We start from the raw sequence: 18,291 nt of genomic DNA on the forward strand, positions 1-18,291 counted from the left end.
AAAGAGTCCACCCTTACCACTACATTTGTTTACTTGCATATGGCGTGTCATATTGCGGGCATGCCGTCAACGATGAAGCGCCCGCACAGGCATATGGTGGCCGTGCCGGCGCTCCCGGGGAAACCATACGATCTAGCGAGCGATAAGGAACGTCCATTGGCTACTGAGTCCAAGACGAACACCACCACCATCACCGCACGCGCCGACCAGCACGACATCGACCTGCACAAGGCGTCGGACCGCGTGAACTTCGGTTCCATCAAGGAACCCATCGATGTGCCCTACCTGCTGGGCGTGCAGACCGACAGCTTCGACTGGCTGATCGGCAACGACCGCTGGAAGGCGCGCGTCGCCGAGGACGAGAAGAACGGCACCGTCACCACGCCGCACACCTCCGGCCTCGATGAGGTCTTCAACGAGATCTCTCCGATCGAGAACTTCGCGCAGACCATGTCCCTGACCTTCTCCGACCCGTACTTCGAGGAGCCGCGCCACACGGTCCAGGAGTGCAAGGAGAAGGACTACACCTACTCCGCGCCGCTGTACGTCAACGCCGAGTTCGAGAACGGCGAGACCGGCGAGATCAAGTCCCAGACCGTGTTCATGGGCGACTTCCCGCTGCAGACCGCGCACGGCACCTTCATCATCGGCGGCACCGAGCGTGTCATCGTCTCCCAGCTCGTGCGCTCCCCGGGCGTCTACTTCGACCGCCAGCAGGACCGCACCTCCGATAAGGAGGTCTTCGGCGCGAAGATCATCCCGTCGCGCGGCGCGTGGCTCGAGTTCGAGATCGACAAGAAGGACCAGCCGCAGGTGCGCGTGGACCGCAAGCGCAAGCAGTCCGCGATCGTCTTCCTCATGGCCATCGGCATGACCAAGCCGGAGATCCGCGAGGCGTTCAAGGACTACCCGCTGGTGCTCGACGCCCTGGAGAAGGAGCAGCTGCAGACCCAGGACGAGGCCCTCGTCGACCTCTACCGCAAGATCCGCCCGGCCGACACCCCGACCCCGGACGCCGGCAAGAACCTGCTCGACTCCTTCTACTTCAACACCAAGCGCTACGATCTGGCGCGCGTCGGCCGCTACAAGATCGATCGCAAGCTCGGCCTCGAGACCGACATCAACGATCGCAGCCTCAAGCACGAGGACATCATCGCGACGATCAAGTACCTCGTCACCCTGCACGACGGCAAGACCACCTTCCCGGGCAAGCGCAACGGCGAGGACGTGGAGCTGCGCGTCGACGTCGACGATATCGACCACTTCGGCAACCGCCGCATCCGCCAGGTCGGCGAGCTGATCCAGAACCAGCTGCGAACCGGCCTGAGCCGTATGGAGCGCGTCGTGCGCGAGCGCATGACCACCCAGGACGCCGAGGCCATCACCCCGCAGTCCCTGATCAACATCCGCCCGGTGAACGCCACCATCAAGGAGTTCTTCGGCACCTCCCAGCTGAGCCAGTTCATGGATCAGAACAACCCGCTCTCCGGCGTGACGAACAAGCGTCGTCTCTCCGCGCTGGGCCCCGGCGGCCTCTCCCGCGACCGCGCCTCCATGGAGGTGCGCGACGTGCACCCGTCCCACTTCGGCCGTATGTGCCCGATCGAGTCCCCTGAAGGCCCGAACATCGGTCTGATCGGCTCGCTGGCGACCTTCGGCCGCGTCAACCCGTTCGGCTTCATCGAGACCCCGTACCGCAAGGTCGTCGACGGCCACGTCACCGACGAGGTCGAGTACATGACCGCCGACCGCGATCTCGACCACGTGATCGCCCAGGCCAACCAGGAGCTCGACAAGGACGGCAACTTCGTTCAGGACGAGGCCCTTGCCCGAGTCGGCGAGGAGGAGGCGGTCGATGTCCCGGTCAGCCAGGTCGACTACATGGACGTTTCCCCGCGCCAGATGGTCTCCCTCGGCGCCTCGCTGATCCCGTTCCTCGAGCACGACGAGGGCCACCGAGCGCTGATGGGCACCAACATGCAGCGTCAGGCCGTCCCGCTGATCGAGTCCGAGCGCCCGCTCGTGGGCACCGGCTCCGAGTGGCGCGCCGCCAACGACTCCGGCGACGTCATCAAGTCCGAGAAGGACGGCGTGGTCACCTACGTGTCCGCCGACATGATCCGCGTGATGAACGACGACGGCACCACCAGCTCCTACAAGCTGGCCAAGTTCCAGCGTTCCAACCAGACCACCTGCTACAACCAGCGTCCGATCGTCCACGACGGCGAGCGCGTCGAGGCCGGCACCGTGATGGCCGACGGCCCGGCCATCCAGAACGGCGAGCTGGCCCTCGGCAAGAACCTGCTCATCGCGTTCATGCCGTGGAACGGCTACAACTACGAGGACGCCGTGATCATCTCCCAGCGTCTCGTGCAGGACGACACCCTCTCCTCGATCCACATCGAGGAGTACGAGATCGACGCCCGCGAGACCAAGCTGGGCGCCGAGGAGATCACCCGCGACCTGCCGAACGTCGGCGAGGACGCGGTGGCGAACCTCGATGAGCGTGGCATCATCCGCATCGGCGCCGAGGTCGAGGCCGGCGACATCCTCGTCGGCAAGGTCACGCCGAAGGGCGAGACCGAGCTGACCCCGGAGGAGCGCCTGCTGCGCGCCATCTTCGGCGAGAAGTCCCGCGAGGTGCGCGACACCTCGCTGCGTGTGCCCCACGGCGAGACCGGTACGGTCATCGGCGTCAAGGAGATCACCCGCGAGGATGCCGAGGAGGACGGCGACGAGCTGCCCAACGGCGTCAACCAGATGATCCGCGTCTACATCGCCCAGCACCGCAAGATCACGGTCGGCGACAAGCTCTCCGGCCGCCACGGCAACAAGGGCTGCATCTCGCGCATCCTGCCCGAGGAGGACATGCCGTTCCTCGCGGACGGCACCCCGGTCGACATCATGCTGAACCCGCTCGGCGTGCCGTCCCGAATGAACCTGGGCCAGGTGCTCGAGCTGCACCTGGGCTGGATCGCGCACTCCGGCTGGGACATCTCCCTGGATCCGGATCTCGAGGCCGAGTGGAAGAAACTCGTCCCCGCCGGCGCCGAGAAGGCCGAGCCGGGCACCCCGGTCGCGACTCCGGTGTTCGACGGCGTCAAGCCGGACGTCCTCAAGGGTCTGCTGTCCACCACGCTGCCGAACCGCGACGGCGACCGCATGGTCGGCCCGGACGGCAAGGCCACGCTGTTCGACGGCCGCACCGGCGAGCCGTTCGCGCGCCCGATCTCCGTGGGCTACATGTACATGCTCAAGCTCCACCACCTCGTGGACGACAAGATCCACGCCCGTTCCACCGGCCCGTACTCGATGATCACCCAGCAGCCGCTGGGCGGCAAGGCGCAGTTCGGCGGCCAGCGCTTCGGCGAGATGGAGGTGTGGGCCCTCGAGGCCTACGGCGCCGCGTACACGCTGCACGAGATGATGACCACCAAGTCCGATGACGTGGACGGCCGCGTGCGCGCCTACGGTGCGATCGTCAAGGGCGAGAACCTGCCGCCGGCGGGCATCCCCGAGTCCTTCAAGGTGCTCCTCAAGGAGATGCAGTCCCTGTCCCTGAACGTCGAGGTCCTGAACGCCGAAGGCCAGGCCATCGACATGAAGGACGAGGACGACGATCCGACGAACGCCTCCGACGACCTCGGCTTCAACATCGGCGCCCGCCCGGACGCCGCTGCGAAGGAAGACCAGGCCGCCCCGCAGCCCGAGTATCAGTGAGTGATACCGGACCTGAAGGTCTTATGACGGCGGCGCGCGGCCGGACGGGGACGACCCCCGGCCGGCGCCGCCCATGAGCCAAAGAGTCAATCGAGACAACGACAAGCTAGCGTAAGTAAGGACGAAAGAAACAAGTGCTGGACGTCAACGCATTCGACAAGCTGAGGATCGGCCTGGCCACCGCGGACGACATTCGCGGCTGGAGCCACGGCGAGGTCAAGAAGCCCGAAACCATCAACTACCGCACCCTGAAGCCGGAGAAGGACGGTCTGTTCGGTGAGCAGATCTTCGGTCCGACCCGCGACTGGGAGTGCGCCTGCGGCAAGTACAAGCGCGTGCGCTTCAAGGGCATCGTGTGCGAGCGATGCGGCGTGGAGGTCACCCGCTCCCGCGTGCGCCGCGAGCGCATGGGCCACATCGAGCTGGCCGCCCCCGTCACCCACATCTGGTTCTTCAAGGGCGTGCCGTCCCGTCTGGGCTACATGCTGAACGTCACCCCGAAGGAGCTGGAGAAGGTCATCTACTTCGCCTCCTACATGGTCACCGCCGTCAACGACGAGCAGCGTCACCAGGATCTGCCCGACCTGCAGGCCGAGTTCGACCACGACATCAACGCTCTGGAGCATCGCCGCAACAACGAGATCGAGGATCGCGCCAAGAAGGTCGAGGCCGATCTGCACGAGCTCGAGGAGGCCGGCGAGGCCAAGGGCGCCGCCAAGGCCAAGCTGCGCAACTCCGCCGAGCGCGATATGGCGGCCATCCGCCAGCGCTACGACGATCAGATCGCGCGCATGGGCGCCGTCTTCGACAAGTTCAAGAAGCTCAAGCCCGGCGACATCATCGACGACGTGGATCTGTGGAGCGAGATGCGCGATCGCTACGACGACTACTTCGAGGGCTGCATGGGCGCCGAGGCGGTCAAGAAGCGCCTCCAGTCGCTCGACCTCGAGGCCATCGCCGCCGAGCTGCGCGAGGAGATCAAGGACGCGTCCGAGCAGCGCAAGACCAAGGCTCTGAAGCGCCTGAAGGTCGTCAACGCCTTCCTGTCCACCGGCAACAAGCCGGAGGCCATGGTCCTCGACGTGATCCCGGTCATCCCGCCGGATCTGCGCCCGATGGTCCAGCTGGACGGCGGCCGTTTCGCGACCTCCGACCTGAACGATCTGTACCGTCGCGTCATCAACCGCAACAACCGTCTGAAGCGACTCATCGAGCTGGGCGCCCCGGAGATCATGCTCAACAACGAGAAGCGCATGCTCCAGGAGGCCGTCGACTCCCTGTTCGACAACGGCCGTCGCGGCCGCCCGGTCACCGGCGCCTCGAACCGCCCGCTCAAGTCCCTGTCCGACATGCTCAAGGGCAAGCAGGGCCGTTTCCGTCAGAACCTGCTCGGTAAGCGAGTCGACTACTCCGGCCGTTCCGTGATCGTCGTCGGCCCGTCCCTGAGGATGCACCAGTGTGGTCTGCCGAAGCCGATGGCGCTCGAGCTGTTCAAGCCGTTCGTCATCAAGCGCCTCGTGGACATGAACTACGCGCAGAACATGAAGAGCGCCAAGCGTCTGGTCGACCGCGGCGACTCCGAGGTGTGGGGCGTGCTCGAGGAGGTCATCTCCGAGCACCCGGTGCTGCTCAACCGTGCGCCTACGCTGCACCGTCTGGGCATCCAGGCGTTCGAGCCGATCCTCGTCGAGGGCAAGGCCATCCACCTGCCGCCGCTCGCCTGCGCCGCGTTCAACGCCGACTTCGACGGCGACCAGATGGCAGTCCACCTGCCGCTGTCCGCCGAGGCCCAGGCCGAGGCCCGCTCGCTGATGATGGCTTCCGACAACATCTTGAAGCCGGCCGACGGCCACACCGTGACCATGCCGAGCCAGGATATGATCCTCGGTCTGTACTACCTGTCCACCGTGATGGAGGGCGCCAAGGGCCAGGGCCGCGTGTTCTCCTCGCTCGCCGAGGCCGAGATGGCCCTCGACCTGCACGAGATCGACATGCAGGCCAAGGTGCTCATCCGCGTGCCGAGCAACTTCGTGCTGCCCGCGGACTGGGAGCCGGGTGAGCTCAAGGTCGCTGACCCGGCCGCGCAGAACGGCGAGGAGGTCGTCAAGGAGGAGCGCTTCCACGACGGCACCGCGCTGTTCGCCACCTCCTACGGCCGCGTGCTGTTCAACGAGACCCTGCCGATCGACTACCCGTTCGTCAACGAGCAGGTCGGCAAGAAGCGTCTGGCCAAGATCGTCGACGACATCGCGACCCGCTACTCCACCGCCCAGGTGGCCGCCTCGCTGGACGCCCTGAAGGATCTCGGCTTCACCCGAGCCCCGTGGTCCGGCGTGTCCTTCGCGTTCTCCGACGTCATCGAGCCGGCCGAGCGCACCAAGCTCGTCGCCAGCTACGAGGACGAGGCCGCCACGGTCAACGAGAACTACGAGATGGGTCTTCTTACCGAGGAGGAGCGCCGTCAGGAGCTCATCGACCTGTGGACCAAGTGCACCGCCGAGGTCTCCAAGGCCGTCGAGCACGACTTCGATCCGTCGAACAACCTCGCCATCATCGTCCAGTCCGGTGCACGAGGAAACATGATGCAGATCAACCAGATCGCAGGCATGCGTGGCCTCGTGGCGAACCCGAAGGGCGAGATCATCCCCCGTCCTGTCAAGTCCAACTACCGCGACGGCCTGTCCGTGCTGGAGTACTTCATCTCCCAGCACGGCGCGCGTAAGGGTCTGGCCGATACCGCACTGCGTACCGCAGAGTCGGGCTACCTGACCCGTCGTCTGGTCGACGTGGCTCAGGACGTCATCGTGCGCGAGGAGGACTGCGGCACCAAGCAGGGCATCCAGATCCGCGTGGCCGACCGTGACGCCGACGGCAACCTCGTGCTCGTCAAGAACGCCGACGGCGGCCCGTACTCCCGTCTGCTCGCGGCCGACGTCGTCGACCCGGCCGACGGCACGACCGTGCTGTACAAGCGCGACGACGCCCTGTCGATGGACGTCCTCAACGATCTGGTCGCCCACGGCGTCGAGTTCGTCAAGTGCCGTTCCGTGCTCTCCTGCGAGTCGAGCCGCGGCGTGTGTGCCAAGTGCTACGGCTGGTCGATGGCCACCAACAAGCTGGTCGACGTCGGCGAGGCCGTCGGTATCGTCGCCGCCCAGTCCATCGGCGAGCCGGGTACGCAGCTGACCCTGCGTTCCTTCCACTCCGGTGGCGTCGCCTCCGCGTCCGATATCACCCAGGGTCTTCCTCGTGTCACCGAGCTTTTCGAAGCCCGTACGCCTAAGGGTGAGTCCCCGATCGCCGAGTTCGCCGGTACCATCAAGGTCACCGAGAACGACCGCGGCCGTCAGGTCATCCTCAACCCGGACTCCGACTCCGGCGCCCCGACCGAGGACGGCGTGATCAAGCCGATCACGTACAACGTCTCCCGCCGCGTGCCGCTGCTGGTCAAGGACGGCGAGCACGTCGAGACCGGCCGCCAGCTGGTCGAGGGTTCCGTGGATCCGAAGAAGATCCTGCGCATCCTCAACAAGCGCGCCGCGCAGATGAACATCGTCGAGGAGGTGCACAACGTGTACCGCTCCCAGGGCGTCGACATCCACGACAAGCACATCGAGGTCATCGTGCACCAGATGAGCCGTCGCGTCACCGTGATCGACTCCGGCGACACCGATCTGCTGCCGGGCGAGCTGGTGGACCAGCGTCGCTTCCGCGACGTGAACAAGGCCGCCGTCAAGGCCGGCAAGAAGCCGGCCTCCGGCCGTCCGGAGCTCATGGGCATCACGAAGGCCTCGTTGGCCACCGATTCGTGGCTGTCCGCCGCCTCCTTCCAGGAGACGACCCGCGTGCTCACCGATGCCGCCCTGAACCAGAAGGTCGACGACCTCAAGGGTCTCAAGGAGAACGTCATCATCGGTAAGCTCATCCCCGCCGGCACCGGTCTGGCCCGCTACCGCAACGCGGTCGTCGAGCCGGACAAGGCCATCCGCGACACCATCTACCCGAACTTCGGTCTGGGCGGCGACGCGGACAACGAGGGCATGGACTTCAACGACGGCGACATGGGCGATGTGGACTTCTCCAACATCGACTTCGGCGACTTGAAGCTCGGCGAGGACTTCAACCCCGACGACTTCCTCGACGACCAGGGCGGCACCGCCGACTTCGGCGGCGACGAGGGTGACGATGCGCACCACATCGATCACAGCGATCTGCTCGCCGGTCTGGACACCGGCGACGCCTCCGATGCCGACTCCGCGGATGCGGATGCCTCGGACGCGCCTGCCGATGACGCCGATGATTCGGCCGCATCCGATGACGCCGGCGCCGACGATCAGAACGCCTGAGCGCAGCTGATCCGCGACTGATTCGCGTCTAAGCACAAGGGCCGCGGTTCCTTCCCCCATCAGGGGAGGAACCGCGGCCCTTGCCGTTGTTCGTATTGTCGTCTACTGCAGATTGAACAGCTGATCTCCGAATCGGATGACCGCAGGCGCCTCGATGGAGACCGGCGAGCCGGGCGTGACCTTGACGTCATGCCCGTCGACGACCAGATACGTGCCGTTGAGCGAGTCGCAGTCGTCAAGCCACAGCCGCCCTTCGGCGTCCATCGTGATCGTCGCGTGATTGCGCGAGATCGTGCGCGTCGGATCGTCGAGCTGGACGACCCTGGCGCCGTCCGGCACCGGATTGGACGGTCTGCGCCCCAGAAGCATGCTGGCGTCCACGAGGATCTCCTGATGCGTGGTCCCGTTGATCATGCGATACGTGCGGGCCGCAGGGGCGGAGGACCCGTCAGAAGCGCCGGAGGGAAGGGAATCGCCAAAGTCATCGGGCATGACCTGACCGGCATCCGAAGGACCCGAAGTCGCATTCGCACCCGCGTCCGAGGAGACGGACGGCTCCTGATGGCGCGGCAGCGTGCTGCGCGCGTCACCCGTGGGAGCGTCGGCAGTCGCGGAGGACCCGGGGAACCCGGAAAGGACGGACTGCCGGGCGCTGCGACCGACCGCCGACCGTACCGTCATCGGCACGGTCGACTGCGGGATCGCGGCGCTGGTGGCGGGGTAGGCGTCCTCGATTGCCGCAAGATCACTGATATCGGACATGCCTCCGATGCGATCGATGGGGGCGATGCCGAGCAGGCCGTCGCCGTCGAGGGCCTCGGCGTCGATCGGATGATCGGCGATGGACTCGATATCGTCGGCCAATGCGTGACCGCCATGCGCGTCATCCTCATACCAGCCGGGTTCGGGCGGGGGAGGGAACGGAATCGTTCGGGCCATCGGATGCTCCTTTCAGAAGCGACGTCCGCGTGCGGCGAGCGCCGCGTCGACCGCCGGGTCGTGCAGCTGGGCGAGCCAGTCAACGAGCGCGGGATACAGGTTGGGGTTGCGTGCCAGATCCGCGTACAGTTCGGGGGCGTTGCGGGCGATCTCCGCCATCTGCATCTGATCGGTGGTGGTCGCGGCCTGCTCCGCGGTGAATCCGTAGGGGTTGCGCGCCGGCTTCACGTAGGCGTCAGCGCCGTACGATGCGGCTCGATCGTATGATGCGGGCTGTGCGGCGGGTTGCGCGCTCGCCTGATCGACGCCGATTCCCGCGTCGACGTCCGGCTCGTTCGCCGCCGGCGTCGTCTGCTGATTCGGCTGATTCGCGCCGGCGGGGGAGTCCGACACCTTGTATCCCAATTGCGCGACGGTCTGACGCGCGCGGTCGTCGCCGAATTCGGCGAGCCAGCGGATCAGCCCCGGGTAGGCACGCGGGTTCACCGCCACGTTCGCGCCGAACTCCGGATTCTCGTAAGCGATTTTCGCGAGGAAGACGGGATCCGCATCCGGATCCTGCACGGCCGCGACTGCGGCGTCATAATCGACCATCCTTGAACTCAACTCCTTGTGTGGTGTGTGCGGTGCGAAGTCGCATCGGCGCGCTGCCGGATTCCTCACCTTTGGTATCCAAGTGTAGTCAGGAGCACGTCATGCCCGGTTTCCATGAAGACGCATACTGGACGCGACACGCCGCAACACGGTCGTCCGATGGGTTCCAGGTAGATATCGACCGCCCGCCCGAAAGAGGAATAGGCTTGAGGGTTATGAACGAGATGATGGGAAACGTGACGGCGTCCGAGGCGTTGGACATGCTGCTTGGCGGTGCCATCGCCGGGGACCCGGCCGGAGGCGATCGGCCGCGTGCGCTGCTGGCCGCCGCGCCGCCGCGGGGCGGCAAGACGGAGTTCGCGTTCGCCGCGCTGCTGGCGGCATTGGATCGGCTCGGCGACGAGCGCGCGCTGATGGCCGTCTCCAATCGCATGGTCGCCGATCGGCTGCGCGACGAGGCGATCCGTCACGTCGGCGGCTCCGCGCAGACCCGTCCGGTGACCACGTTGTCGGCGATCGCCTTCCGTGTGATCGCGACCGGCGTTTCACTCAGGGGCTCGCCGCCCCGAGGCTGCTCAACGGCGCCGAACAGGATGCGCTGCTGCGCGGCGTGCTGGCCGTGCATCTGGCCCACGCCATGGCCGGCGATCCGTGTGACGTGTGCATGCTGCTGCGCGCGTACTTCGCGTCCGACGATTGGGCGCGCGCCGTCGCCTCACCCGTGGAGACGCCTGCGGAGACGCCTGCGGACTCGTCTGCGGGCTCGCATGGCGACGCCTCCTCCACGCCCGAGATGTTCGAACGCGGCATCTCGTCGGCGTTCGTCGACCAGCTGCGCGACATGCTGGCGCGTATGAGCGAGCTCGGCGCCTCGATCGCGCGCGAGGGCGAGCTGCTGTCCGCCGCCCGCGAGGCCGGCGCGCACGGCGAACGGCTGGAGCTGCAATGGCGATTGGCCTTCGCGCTGCGCAGCGAATACGCGGCGGCCGTCGAACGGGCGTATCCGGGCGAGTACCGGCTTGACTCGTCGCGTCTGCTCGTCGAGGGCGCGAGCGTTCTGCGGCAGTCGGCTGCGGCTGCGGGTTCCGGCGGCCCGTCCAGCCTGCCCGAGGTGCTGATCGTCGACGATTTCCAGGACACCACGCTCGCGGGGCTGCGATTCCTCGAGGCGTTGGCCGACGCCGGCGTGAGGCTGCTGCTCGTCGGCAACCCGGACGAGGCCGTGCAGACCTTCCGCGGCTCCTACCCCGAATACCTGTTCGCCGAGGCCTGCGAGGGGCCGCTCAACGCGGCGCGCATCGGCATCGCACAGGCCGATCGGGCGGGTGATCGGGCAGGTGATCGGGAGACCGATCGGGTCACGTATCGCGACATCGTCGTCTCGCGGGTCTCCCTGTCGATCCCCTCGCCTGAGGACGATCCCACGCCGCTGCCGGATCGTCCGGGCAAGACCCCGAAACGCGAGGGCACGTGGCCGATCGCGATGCTCGACGCCGAATCGCCCCGCCGTAATGACGGATCGTTCGCCTCGGCACTGTACCGTTCGCCGCGCGAGGAGCTCGACGACGTGGTCTGGCGGATCAAACGCGCCCGACTCGACGGCGACGCCCAATGGAACGACATGGCCGTCATCGCGCACGACAACGCCACCGTACGTGTCTTCGGCGAACGTCTGCGCCGCGACGGCGTGCCCGTACGCTACTCGTCCGTCACCCGTCCTTTGAGCGAGGAGCCGTTCGTGCAGGGGCTCTTCGCGCTGATCGAACTCGCGCGTCTGCGCCGCGAGGGCATGGACGGCACGTCGATGACCCTGCGGCAGATCGCCGCGTTCGCCCGATCCCGCGTCGCGACGCTGATGGACGGACCGCTGATCACCATCGGCGCGAAACGGTCGGCAGAAGGACGCCCCGCACGCATCGAGATCGTCGAATCGGCCATGAGCGCGTTGGAATCGCTCGCCGGAGTCATCGGGGCTGAGCCCGGGGAAGACGACGATGCCGACGACGTCGATCAGGCCGACACCGCGGGAACGCTGTCCGAACTGGTGCAGGCGTGGAACGGGCTGTGCCATCGGCGCTCGTCCCGGAACGCCGCGGCATCCGCCGGCACAGCACCCGCCGGCACCGTATCGGTCGACGAATCGCTCGTCGACGCGACGGCCGTGCCGGATGCGGACGCGCCGTCGTTCGGCGTGAACGCGCTCTACGCGATGCTCGCCCTCGACGACCCGCACGCGCCGGCCGACATGGTTGTCGCCGCCGTCGGACAGGTGCTCGGCACCGACCCGCAGCTCAAGGCGTTCCAACGCCTGTGGACGCTCGTCGGCAAGATCGCCGAAGGCCTCGTCACATTGACCAGCAGGGAGCCGCAGTTCGCGCTCGCCCTCGCCTGGGAGGCGACCGGCGTGGCCCGCGTCTGGCAGCGGACCGCATTCGCCAACACGCCCGACGGCCGCGCCGCCAACGACAGGCTCGACGCGGCGATGCGCCTGTTCCAATACGCCGAGGGAGGGGCGTCCGGCCACGACATCGTCTCGTTCATCGAACGGGTGCGCTCCATGCAGATCGAAGCGGACTCCCTCGCCCACGTGGGGCCGATCGAACAGGCCGTGACCCTCACCACGCCCGCCGGCGCGGCCGGACGCCACTGGGCGTACGTGTGGTGTCCGGCGATCCAGCAGGACGTGTGGCCGAACCTCGCCGAACGCAACACGATGTTCGGCGGCGAGGATCTGGGCGACGTCATCCTGCACGGCGGCATCACCCGGGACGATACGGCCCGCGCGGCCGCCGACGTGACGGGCGATCCCCGACTGGCCGCCGTGCTCTCCTCCGAGAAGAAGAGCCTGCTGGTCGCGCTCACCCGCGCCGACCGTCTCGTGACGGTCAGCGCCGTCGCGAACGACGACACGCTGCCCTCCGACTTCCTGTACACCTACCTGCCGGAACGCTACTGCCGCGACCGGAACCTCTTCACCCCCGTCGGGCGGGAGACGGTCGGCGCCGCCATCGCCGGCCGATCCCGTCAGGCACGTTCACCCGCGACGGAAACGGCGTGGCGATGATCGTCGATCCCGGAGCCGACGGCGGGGTTGATCCCGAGACCGGTGACGGAGCCGACGGTGGGAACGACGTCTACGGCGAGTACGCGGGATTGGATGCCGACCCCCGCGGCGTCGTCGCGGCGGCCCGCGTCGCGCTCGCCGTCAATCCGGCCGATTCGCCCGAAGCCCGCGATGCGGCCGCCGCGCTGGCGCTGCTCGCTGATCATGGCGTCGCCTCCGCCGACCCCGATCACTGGGCGTACCTGCCGCACGCGTTCGACGGCGAGTCCCCCCAGCCCGAGCACGCCCCGATGGTCTCCCTGTCGCCCTCGTCGGTGGACCGGCTGTGGGAGTGCCCGGTGTGCTGGATGCTGGAGAACACGTTCGCCGGACCCCGCCCCTCCGCCATCGCCACCAGCTTCGGCACGCTCATCCACGCCGTCGCCCAACGCGGCAGCGAGGAGGGAATCGACCTGCCCGGCTTCATGGCCGACGCGCCGCACGAACAGCGGCTTGCGGCGGTCACGGAACGGCTGAAAGCCATCTACGACGAGCTCAGGCCCGACACCTCCCTGATCGAGGACCCCGCCAGCCGGTACGCGGCCATCCGCAAGGACGAAGGGGCCGGCGAGACGCTGGCGAACATCGCCTCCTACTTCGTGGACGGCAACGAGGCCGGATACCTCGGCGCCAATGCGAAGTACTTCGACATCGGGCGGCTCGAACGTGCGTCCTGCGAGGAGGAGTTCGCCGCGCGATTCGATCTTGGCGACATCCTCGCCGCCTACAACGCCACGCCCGGCGTCGAACCGGTGGACCGCCACGGTCTTTCCGAGCTCATGGGCCTGCTGGTGGGCGGATGGCCCGAGGGCATGCGCGACGACCTCATCGTGCGGCTTGCCGGACGCATCGACCGCAAGGAGATCCGCACGCTGCCGGATGGCGGCACTCGCGTCAGGCTCATCGACTACAAGACCGGCCAGCTGCCGGCCGTGAGCCAGATCGTCAACGACCTGCAGCTCGTGTGCTACCAGCTCGGTCTGACCTTCCCCGAACGGCCCGCCGCATCCGGACAGAGCCAGTCGAAGGGCGGCTCCTTCGGCCCGCGCGGCGCCGAAGCGCTCGCGATCGCACCCGAAATCGGCCAGAGCGCGCTGTTCCACGTCGAACACAAGTCCGCCCCCGCACACAGCCGGGCCCCCGAGGGCCTGCACCAGCCAGCGCTGTTCACGAGCGGCTCGCTCAACGCCCATGCCTACACGCCGCGATCGTACTTCCCGAACCCCGCGAAGATCCTCGATATGCCCGCGATCGCCCTCGACCCGTCCGCCAGACCCGAGGGGCTGGCAAACGTCGACGACGCGCAGTGGGCCGCCTTCGCGTCGCTCAACGGCACGCAGGCGCTGTGGTCGCTGACCATGATCGCCCGCGTTTTCTACACGGCCGTGGCCAGCCGTTGCGAGCATCTCATGGCCCACCCCACGGCCAACCACCTCAAGCACTGCCGTATGGGCGCCGTCTGCCCGGCGTGCGCCGGCCGGATCGACACCGTGATCGAAACGAGGCAAGCATGACATCCATGATTCCCGCAGGCACCGCGACCGCCGCATCGCAGGGCGCCAGCCCGAGCAGGCGGCCGTCATCGACGCGCCCGCGAACGACGACGTGCTCGTCGTCGCCGGCGCCGGATCGGGCAAGACCTACACGATGACCCGCCGCATCATCGCCCTGATCGAACGCGGCGTGCCGCCGGAGCGCATCCTCGGCCTGACGTTCACGCGCAAGGCCGCCGGCGAGCTGCTCACCCGCGTCTGCGCCGCCGTGGCCGACATGCGCGACGAGGCGACGTTCCTCAAACCGTCGGTGTTCACCTACGACGCGTTCTTCCAGTCCATCGTGCGCCAGTACGGCCTGCTCGTCGGCTTCGACCAGAACACGCAGCCGCTGAGCGACGCCGGAGCGATCCAGATCGCCGTCGACGTCATCGACCGCCACATGGACCTGCTGCGCGGACACGATCTCGGCGCGTTCAACACGCTCGCCAAGCGGGTGCTCGCCCTGTCCGGAGCGATCGGCAGCGCGATGATCGGCGGCGAGGTCACCGACATGACCGAGGCCATCGCCCGGGTGCGCGCGTGGGACGACGCGTTCGCGCGGCGGGTGCGCGAGGCGATCGGCAGCGACCCCGTACCCGAGCAGGAGCCGAAACCCAGGAAGCCGAAGCGCACCAAGCGCGACACCGACGCCACCTGGACGGCCAAGCTCGACGACTACCAGCGCGCCCAGCACGAGGCGTGCGTCTACCACTGCGCGAATCTCGTCGGCGTCGCCGAAACGCGCAACATCCTGCTCGACCTCGTCGAGGCGTACGTCGCGGAGAAGCGCCGACGCAACATGGCGGAGTTCGGCGACTTCACCATCGCCGCATACCAGCTGGTCACCCGTTTCCCGTCCATCGGCGAACGCTACCGCAGACGGTTCAGCCACGTGCTGCTCGACGAATACCAGGACACCTCCACCACGCAGGCGTCCCTCATCGCCACCCTGTTCCACGGCCGGGGCACCGCCGTCAATGCGGTCGGCGACCCGTTCCAGTCGATCTACGCGTGGCGTGGCGCCAGCCCCGGCGCGTTCCGCATGTTCCAGCGGGACTTCGCCATGCCGTCCGGGTCGAGACCGTATGCGCTGAGCGTCACCCGACGCAATCCGCGCATCGTGCTCGACGCCGCCAACGCGCTCACCCTCCCGTTGCGGCAGGCACCGCGCCGGCCCGGCAGCTCGCTGATGCGCGAGGTCGACGTCACCCCGCTCGGCACGCTCGCGGGAGCCGCCGAAGGTACGATCGGCGTGCTCGGATACGACACGCTCGGCCAGGAGATCGACGGCGTCGTGCGATTCTGCCGCATGAGCGTGCGTCCGATCGCGCAGGCGGTGTCGGCGGGGGACTCCGCCGCGAAGGATCCATGGAATCCCGGCGACCCTCACGGGCGGAGCGTGGCCGTACTGTTCCGCTCCAAGAAGACCATGCCCCTCTACCAGCAGGCGCTTGAGGCCGCCGGGCTGACCACGCTGGTCGTCGGCTATTCGGCCATGCTCGAACGCCCCGAGATCCGCGACATCCTCGCGCTGCTGCACGTGGTCGCCGATCACACCGATGCGGCGTCGCTGATGCGTCTGCTCGCCACCCCGCGATTCGGATTGGATGCGGCGAGGCTGACCGCATTGGCGTCGATCGCCGAGAACCTCAACATGGAGACGCGCTACCGTGCGCTCGTCGCCGCCGGGCTCGCCTCCGCCGAGGCGCCGCGCGGCCAGTGGGCCGCGATCGTGCGCGACCATCGCAACGAGGTCGCCAACGCCGTGTTCCTGCCGGACGTGATGCTGCGCGGCGATCTGGACGCGCTCATCGACGACGACCGGTTCGACGGCGAGTCCCGACGCGTCATCCTCAACGCGGCCGGTGCGCTCCGGCAGGTGCATGATCTGATCGGCCGTCCGCTTGCGGACGTGGTGCGCGAGGCGGTGCGCGCGCTCGATCTGGACATCGACACCGTGGTAGCGCAGGCGTTCCGTTCCGACAGCGAAGCGACCGGCAAGGCGACCGACGGCGCGCGCATCGATCCCACGCTCGCCAACGTGCCGATGGACGCGGTCATCGATCTGGTGGACACCTACACCACCGAGATCGCGGCCGGGTCGACGCCCACGCTGCGCGGGTTCATGGCCTGGGTCGACGCGCTGAACAGCGTCGACGACGACACGTCGATGCTGAACGCCGACCGGAGGGCCGACGTGGAGCTCATGACCATCCACCAGTCCAAGGGACTCGAATGGGATGCGGTCGCCGTCGTCGGACTGGAGAGTGGCGTCTTTCCCAGCGACGAGGGCGACGGCCTGAGGATCGAGACGGACGAGGAGCACGCGGGCGGCATCGAGGACGGGCGGTGGCATGCGCCCGAATACCGTGAGACCGCCCGCACATGGCTCGACGACCCGACCGCCGTGCCCGTGCCGATCCGCGCCGACGCGGGCATCCTGCCCCGATTCCCGCACGACGCGCCGGTCGACGAGGATCCGATCGCGACGATGGACGACTCGGGATTCGACGACGTCGAGACCATCGACGACGAGGTGTACGGCACGCTGCGCGGCATCGGCGACGGCATCGACGACGTCGACCCCGACTCCTGGCATCTGACGCAGGCGGAGGAGTACGGCCGCCGGCTGCACGCCGACGAACGCCGGCTCATGTACGTCGCGCTGACCCGCACGAAGGGGGAGATGCTGCTCACCTACGCGAAGTCCAAGGATCTCGGCCGCGGCGTGGAGGGCGAGACCAAGGGGGCCAGAGCCTCGAACTTCTGGACCGAGGTGCATGACGCGTTCCACGCGCGCCCCGATGCGGTCTCGCAACCCGCCAACCTGCCCGACGGCGTCGAACCGACGACCAGCGCGCCGCAGGGGTTCTTCATCGGCGAGCGCGCCGCGGCGTACGAGGACGCGGTCGTCGGCGAGGCGCTGCTCGAACCGGTCGAGGAGGTCGACGGCGGCGGGACGCTGCCGTGGCCGGCCTCGCTGAGCGAGACGGTCGAATCGCGGCTCGTCGCCGCCGCGGATGCGGTGCGCGCGGTCCGATCGGGCCAGACGGGAGCGTCCGGACCGCTGCTCGCCCGTGCGCGCATGCTGGTCGCCGACGAGGACCTCATGTCCTCGCAGGCCGAGGATGATCGGCTTGACGAGGAGATCAGGGTCCGGGCGCAGCGCATCCTCGAGGGTTCCCGGCAGTCGGTCACCGGTCTGCAGGCGCGCGCCGGACGCATGAGCGAGCGCGAGGAGCGCCGCTACTGGCGCGGAGTCGTCCGCCCGATCCCGACCGTCGCCTCGCCGGCGGCATCGGCCGGCACCCGGTTCCACGCGTGGGCGGAGCGTTTCGTCGACGCCGCGATCCCCGGCGTGTTCGACGACGCTGCGGCCGGCCTCGGAGGCGAGACGCGCGCCGCGATGCTCGCCGATCTGGAGGCTCAAGAACGTGACCGCGACCGTGTGAATGCGGATGCGGTGGAACGCGAGCTGATCGCATGGGAGCGTCGCCTCGCCTCCTCGCCGTGGGCTGCGCGCACCCCGGTGTGGGCCGAGCGTCCGATTGCGGGTCCCCTGCCGCAGTTCGACGGCATCATCGCCAACGGCAAGCTCGACGCGGTGTTCGCGGGCGGGCTCGACCCGGACGATGCGGCCAAACGGTTCACCATCGTCGACTGGAAGACCGGGCGGCGGCCTCGCACGGCCAGACAGGTCGCCGAGAAGCTCGTCCAGCTGGACCTGTACCGGCTGCTGCTCGCCGCGGTCGCCGACGTGCCGCTGGACAGTATCGACGCCGCTCTCTACTATGTCAGTGAGCCTGACGAATCGCGCCGACTGGTGCGCGCCGAGGTGAAAACAGAACAGGATATCATTGCCGAGTTGAGCTCCGGAGTTCCCGAGCAATCCGACGACGACTAGACCCATCCGCCTTACGCCTCCCCGGGCAACGACACCCTGCGGGACGTGGGGGCGGACAGCGGGTCCCACGGCTGGAACGCGCCGTGAACGCCGCGCCGGGGGAGACCGCGACCCTCGTGCGTGCACGTGTGGGCGGGCGCACGTGCCGAA

Annotated in this window: 6 protein-coding genes and 1 pseudogene; 4 read left to right on the forward strand and 3 right to left on the reverse strand. The window is 67.9% G+C overall.

Features of this window, described 5'->3' with window-relative positions; all coding sequences use genetic code 11:
* Nucleotides 1-156: 156 nt before the first annotated feature.
* The gene (gene rpoB, locus BCAL_RS05800) at nucleotides 157-3,720 is read left to right on the forward strand and encodes a DNA-directed RNA polymerase subunit beta (RefSeq protein ID WP_043165114.1); all 3,564 of its coding nucleotides are present in this window, start codon (nucleotides 157-159) and stop codon (nucleotides 3,718-3,720) included.
* Between the two features lie 134 nt (nucleotides 3,721-3,854).
* A complete protein-coding gene (locus tag BCAL_RS05805) occupies nucleotides 3,855-8,066 on the forward strand; it encodes a DNA-directed RNA polymerase subunit beta' (RefSeq protein WP_052119063.1) in 4,212 nt (1,403 codons plus the stop codon).
* 102 nt (nucleotides 8,067-8,168) lie between these two features.
* Here BCAL_RS05805 and BCAL_RS05810 read toward each other — a convergent pair whose 3' ends face one another.
* The 3 genes from BCAL_RS05810 to BCAL_RS13170 all read right to left on the reverse strand — a co-directional run bounded on the left by BCAL_RS05810 (nucleotide 8,169) and on the right by BCAL_RS13170 (nucleotide 10,069).
* Complete coding sequence (locus BCAL_RS05810; RefSeq protein WP_052119064.1) at nucleotides 8,169-9,005, reverse strand: FHA domain-containing protein; 837 nt, start codon at nucleotides 9,003-9,005, stop codon at nucleotides 8,169-8,171.
* Between the two features lie 12 nt (nucleotides 9,006-9,017).
* The gene (locus BCAL_RS05815) at nucleotides 9,018-9,599 is read right to left on the reverse strand and encodes a variant leucine-rich repeat-containing protein (RefSeq protein ID WP_043165115.1); all 582 of its coding nucleotides are present in this window, start codon (nucleotides 9,597-9,599) and stop codon (nucleotides 9,018-9,020) included.
* Between the two features lie 65 nt (nucleotides 9,600-9,664).
* Nucleotides 9,665-10,069 (reverse strand): hypothetical protein, encoded by a 405-nt coding sequence (locus BCAL_RS13170; RefSeq protein ID WP_156101964.1) that lies wholly within the window; start codon nucleotides 10,067-10,069, stop codon nucleotides 9,665-9,667.
* Here BCAL_RS13170 and BCAL_RS14080 point away from each other — a divergent pair.
* Together BCAL_RS14080 and BCAL_RS05830 are read left to right on the forward strand one after the other, a co-directional pair.
* Nucleotides 9,974-14,216: pseudogene (locus BCAL_RS14080) on the forward strand (PD-(D/E)XK nuclease family protein). The gene BCAL_RS13170 and the pseudogene BCAL_RS14080 overlap by 96 nt on opposite strands.
* Before the next feature lie 34 nt (nucleotides 14,217-14,250).
* Nucleotides 14,251-18,141, forward strand: a complete 3,891-nt coding sequence (locus tag BCAL_RS05830) for an ATP-dependent DNA helicase (protein ID WP_043260029.1) — start codon at nucleotides 14,251-14,253, stop codon at nucleotides 18,139-18,141.
* The last annotated feature ends 150 nt before the right edge of the window (nucleotides 18,142-18,291 follow it).

Source organism: Bifidobacterium callitrichos DSM 23973, from assembly GCF_000741175.1.
GTDB classification, from domain to species: Bacteria; Actinomycetota; Actinomycetes; order Actinomycetales; family Bifidobacteriaceae; genus Bifidobacterium; species Bifidobacterium callitrichos.